Source organism: Xanthomonas cannabis pv. cannabis (assembly GCF_000802365.1).
GTDB lineage: Bacteria > Pseudomonadota > Gammaproteobacteria > Xanthomonadales > Xanthomonadaceae > Xanthomonas > Xanthomonas cannabis.
The window spans coordinates 1-4,499 of sequence record NZ_JSZE01000184.1 but is presented as its reverse complement, the minus strand read 5'-3'; the positions used below and the strand labels follow the sequence as shown (position 1 = coordinate 4,499).

The 4,499-nt window shown below is 67.1% G+C and carries 5 protein-coding genes; 1 reads left to right on the top strand and 4 read right to left on the bottom strand.

From position 1 onward, the window contains the following. On the top strand, positions 1-1,172 hold a 1,172-nt coding region (locus OZ10_RS19730), incomplete at its 5' end, for an MFS transporter (RefSeq protein ID WP_039566753.1). A gap of 547 nt (positions 1,173-1,719) precedes the next feature. On the opposite strand, the gene OZ10_RS19725 is transcribed toward OZ10_RS19730, so the two are convergent. The 4 genes from OZ10_RS19725 to OZ10_RS19710 form a co-directional block, all read right to left on the bottom strand. Next, complete coding sequence (locus OZ10_RS19725) at positions 1,720-2,886, bottom strand: glutathionylspermidine synthase family protein (protein ID WP_039414413.1); 1,167 nt, start codon at positions 2,884-2,886, stop codon at positions 1,720-1,722. 1 nt (position 2,887) lies between these two features. Then, positions 2,888-3,463 (bottom strand): DUF1190 domain-containing protein, encoded by a 576-nt coding sequence (locus OZ10_RS19720; RefSeq protein ID WP_039414410.1) that lies wholly within the window; start codon positions 3,461-3,463, stop codon positions 2,888-2,890. A gap of 13 nt (positions 3,464-3,476) precedes the next feature. Continuing rightward, the gene (locus OZ10_RS19715; RefSeq protein ID WP_039414407.1) at positions 3,477-3,881 is read right to left on the bottom strand and encodes a DUF350 domain-containing protein; all 405 of its coding nucleotides are present in this window, start codon (positions 3,879-3,881) and stop codon (positions 3,477-3,479) included. 34 nt (positions 3,882-3,915) lie between these two features. Continuing rightward, on the bottom strand, positions 3,916-4,499 hold a 584-nt coding region (locus OZ10_RS19710), incomplete at its 5' end, for a YjfK family protein (protein ID WP_039566751.1).

Here is a 4,499-nt window from a genome sequence, read left to right as displayed (position 1 = left end):
TCGGCGGGACGCTGGCCACCAGCGTGGTGGGCATGACCGCGGCCGGCCGCTGGAGCGACCGCCACGGCCCCGCCGCTGCCCTGGGCAGCGGCCTGCTGTGCTTTGTAATCGGCCTGTTGATCGCCGGCCTGGCGCCGGACATGCACTGGCTGATCGCCGGGCGCCTGCTGCAGGGGCTGGGCGCCGGTGCGTATTCGGTGGCCCTGTACGTGATTGTCGGGCGGCTGTATCCGGAAGCGTTGCGGCCACGCGTGTTTGCCGCGTTCTCTGCCGGCTGGGTGGTGCCGTCGTTGATCGGCCCGGGCATCAGCGGGCTGATCGTGCAGCACATCGGCTGGCGCTGGGTGTTCCTCTCGGTGCCGCTGCTGGCGATTCCGGCCGGGTTGATGCTGTGGCCGGCGCTGCGTGGGCGGCGCTGGTCCGGCGCGCGGCCCAGCCAGTCCGGCGTACTGCTGGGCTGGGCCATCGGCGCGGCACTGGGCGTGCTGGGCGTGTACCTGGGCGGCCAGCTGCATGGCCTGCCGGCGCTGATGGCGATGGTGCCGGCGCTGGTGCTCACCGTGGCATGTGCCTGGCGTCTGCTACCCGCCGGCACGCTGACGCTGGCACGCGGGCTGCCCAGCGTGATCGCACTGCGCGGTATCGCGGCGGCGGCGTTCTTCGGCTTCGAGGCGTTCCTGCCGCTGCTGCTGTCGCGCGAGCGCGGGCTGTCGCCGCTGCTGGCCGGGATCGCGTTGAGCGTAGGCGCGCTGGGGTGGTTCAGCGGCTCGTGGTACCAGGGCCATAGCCGCGCCGGCTGGTCGCGCCCGCGCCTGCTCAAGACCGGCGCCTTGCTGATGATGCTCGGCATCGCGATCAGCGCGGGCGCGGTCTGGCCGGTGATTCCGGTGCCGGTGGCCGTGGCCGGCTGGGCGTTGACCGGCCTGGGCATGGGGCTGCTGTATCCCAGCCTGTCGGTGCTGACGCTGTCGTTGTCGCCGCCCGCGCAGCAAGGCGCCAACAGCTCGGCGCTGCAATTGAGCGAGGCGATCGCGGTGGCCGGCATGCTGGCCCTGGCCGGCGCGCTGTTCGCCGCGTTGCTGGCATCGGCGACGCCGGCTGCTTATCTCAGCGTCTTCGCACTGGCCTGGCTGCTGGCGGTGGCGAGCTTCGTGGTGGCGCGGCGGGTGTGATCACCACAGCGCTGCTGCACGTGGTATGTGGCCGTGCCCACGCGTGTGGAGATGGTAGCGGTGTGCGGCAGGGCTGGAGGTAAAACAGCGCGTGCAGCTTGCAGAGCCGCCATGCCTGGCTGGGGCAGCGCACCGCTGCGACCCCGGGTGCGCCTCGCAGGACTTTGCCGATTCTGCCGGGATCGCTGCGAAAACCACGGCCGATCGCTGCCTGCGAGCGACTGGTCATTTTTTCGCCACCCATCTTGACAGCGTTGCAGGCCGGGGCCTGCACGCAGTTGTCCACAGCCTTGTGCAAGTTCCATCCACAGGGGGTGTGGAAAAGATGCAGCGCCTTGCAGCCAACCGAGGCCTTGCGCAGCGCCGGCGCCTGTGTCACGCGCGATCCGCACGGCGTGCGCCGCTGCGTGACATGCACTGGCAGCAGGCTCGCCAAGCTCTGGCACACCGGAGTCCGGTGCACCACACAACCGGTGCACCACACAAGACGATGGATCACGCACGTCATACCGCCACCTGGCAGTGGCGATGCCCGCGCCGCTGCCGGTCAATCGACGATGACGTGCGGCACGAAGCGGGAGGTGTCGCGGGTGATCGGGCCATCGTCGTCGCGCATGCCCAGCCCGGCCGGGCGATCGGCCACCACCCAACTGCCCACCAGCGCATGGCGGCCATCGAACACCGGCAACGGATGGTGCGCCTGCAGGATCGCCGGGCCATCCACATACGGGCCGTCGGTCTGCGCGGCGTCGCCCTGTGCCGTGACCAGCGCGATGTTGGCGCCCTCGCGCGACAGCAGCGGCTTGCGCACCCACCCTGCAGCCGGCGCTTCGCCGGCCTGCGCAAAACGCGCCGCCAGCAGGTTCGGATGCCCTTGGTGGCGCTCCCACAGCAGCGGCAGGATGCCCTTGTTGCTCAGCACCGATTTCCATGCCGGTTCGATCAGCCGCACGCGGTTGGCGATCAACGCCGGACCGAAGCGTTCTTCCATCATGAATTCCAGCGGATACAGCTTGAACAAGGTCTGGATCACCCGGTCCTGCTCATCGGTGAACCAGCCCTCGGCACTCAGGCCGATGTCTTCGATGGCCACTTCTTCCGTCGCGATGCCGACCTGATGCGCGCAATCGCGCAGGTAACGCACGGTGGCGCGATCTTCCAGCGAATCGCGGACCGCGGCGAAATGCATCTGCGCCCCAATGGCGCCATCTACCGCCAGCGCGCCCAGCGCCTCGCATAGCAGGTCCTGGATCAGGTTGTACTGATCGGTACCCTTGGGCAGCACACCGTTGTCGATCTGCTGCTCCAGCCACAGCCACTGGAAATACGCGGCCTCATACAGCGAGGTCGGCGTATCGTAATTGAGCTCGTACAACTTGGCCGGGCCATTGCCCGAATAGGCCAGATCCATGCGCCCGTACAGGTGCGGGTCGCGGTTCTTCCACGAGGTGGCGATCCAGCCCCAGTAAAACGGCGGAATGGCCAGCTGGGTCAGCAGCTGCTCGGAGCCCACCACCTCGTCCACCAGCTGCATCGCCATGTCGTGCAGGTCCTGGGTGGGCGCTTCGATGTCCTCTTCGATCTGCTGCAATGAAAACGCGTAGTAGGCGCTTTCGTCCCAATACGGCGCGCCGTCGATGGTGTGGAAGTGGAAGCCCAGCGATTCGGCCTGTGTGCGCCAGTCCGCGCGTTCGGGGATCAGGATGCGTTGCATGTCAGCCGCCGAACCCGGAGCTGCGCCCGCCGCTGCCGAACGAACTGCGTGCCGCCGCGCTGGAGCCAAAGCCCGAGCGCGACACGGTGATGGCGCGCGTCGGCATGTCGATCGCACCGCTGCGCCCGCGCACGGTGCCGATGCGGTTGCTGGCCAGATCGCCGTTGGGCTTGTAGAAGCCGCCGCTGCGGTAATCGCGATACAGCGGAATCGCACCGCCGTAGCGATAGCCGCCACCGCCGGTCATGTTGCCCAGCGCATAGCCCAACAAGAACCCGCCCATCGGCGGAATCCAGCTCTGCTGACCCTGCGGGTTCTGGACTGCCGTGCAACTGCCAAACTGCTCATCGCACTCGTAGCGCGTGTTGAAGCGCGGCGCGGCCTGCTGATGCTTGGTCACCGCCTCGTCATACGCCTTGAGGCATTGCTGGATGTCGCTCTGTTCCTGCTTGACCTGGTAGCAGTCGGACGCCGACTGCAACACCACGCCGGTTTCCGGCTCCGAGCCGCAGCCGGTGACCAGGGCCGCCGGCAAGGCGGCCATCAGGGTCAATTTGAGATTGCGTGATCGCTTCATGGCGCAGGCTCCGTTACGGCGTGATCGCCGCGGCGTTGATCAGGCCCACGGCGATCGACACGCCCGCAGAAAAGATGCCCGCAGCGGTGACGTTGTCGGTGATCTGGCGCGAGATGCGCCCGGCGACCAGATTGGCCAGCAGATACGCCACCACCTGGATGCCGCAGGCCACCAGGCCCCAGATCAAGGCATCGACCAGGCTCACCGAGTGGGTGATGGCCGAATGCAGCGGCAGTGCCACGCCGATCAGGTTGCCGGCCAGCGACGTTGCGGCGGCCACATTGCCCTGCCGCAGCAGGGTGAAGTCCTTGTGCGGCGTCACCAGGGTCACCAGTACCACCGAGACGATCAACACGCCCAGGCCGGTACCGAAATACGAAAGAAACGCGAGAAAACTCTGAAGGTTGATCGGGTTCATGACAGGACCGGTTGAGTGAAGGGCGAGCGCACGCTCAGGTGATATCCAGATCGGCGACGGTGACATCGATGCCGACTGCGTAGGTCACGCAGAATTCGTTGGGGCCGGAATCTTCGCCGGTGACCAGCAGAAACTCCTCGCGCTGCAGCTCGGGCACCTCGCGGCTATAGAGCATGGCGTAGTGGGTCAGGTCGCCATCGCGACGCGGCGGCTGGTAGCGGTACAGCACTTCGTCATAGGCGATCGGCGGGATGCGCGCAGTGTCGTCGGTGGATTGTGTGGCGCGGTGCCAACGCTTGCCGGCGTAGTCGATCTGCGCCGCGCCCAGGTGGGGGTGCTGCATCACGAACTCCTGAAACGCCTGCTTGCTGGGCGGGTTCACCGTCTCGCAATACACGAACGCCTTCATCGCTTCCAGATCGCCGCCCACGGTGGTTACCTGCAGGAACGCATCGTCATCCAGATAGAAGCGGTGCAGCGAATACCCATCGCCCAGATTGACGTGGCCGTAGCATGGAATGCCCTGGTGACCGCCCGGCAGCTCGGCGGTCATGGCGTCCGGCGCCATGCGGTACAGCGTGGTATCGATCTCGACCTGCCCACCCACGCGCAGGCCCA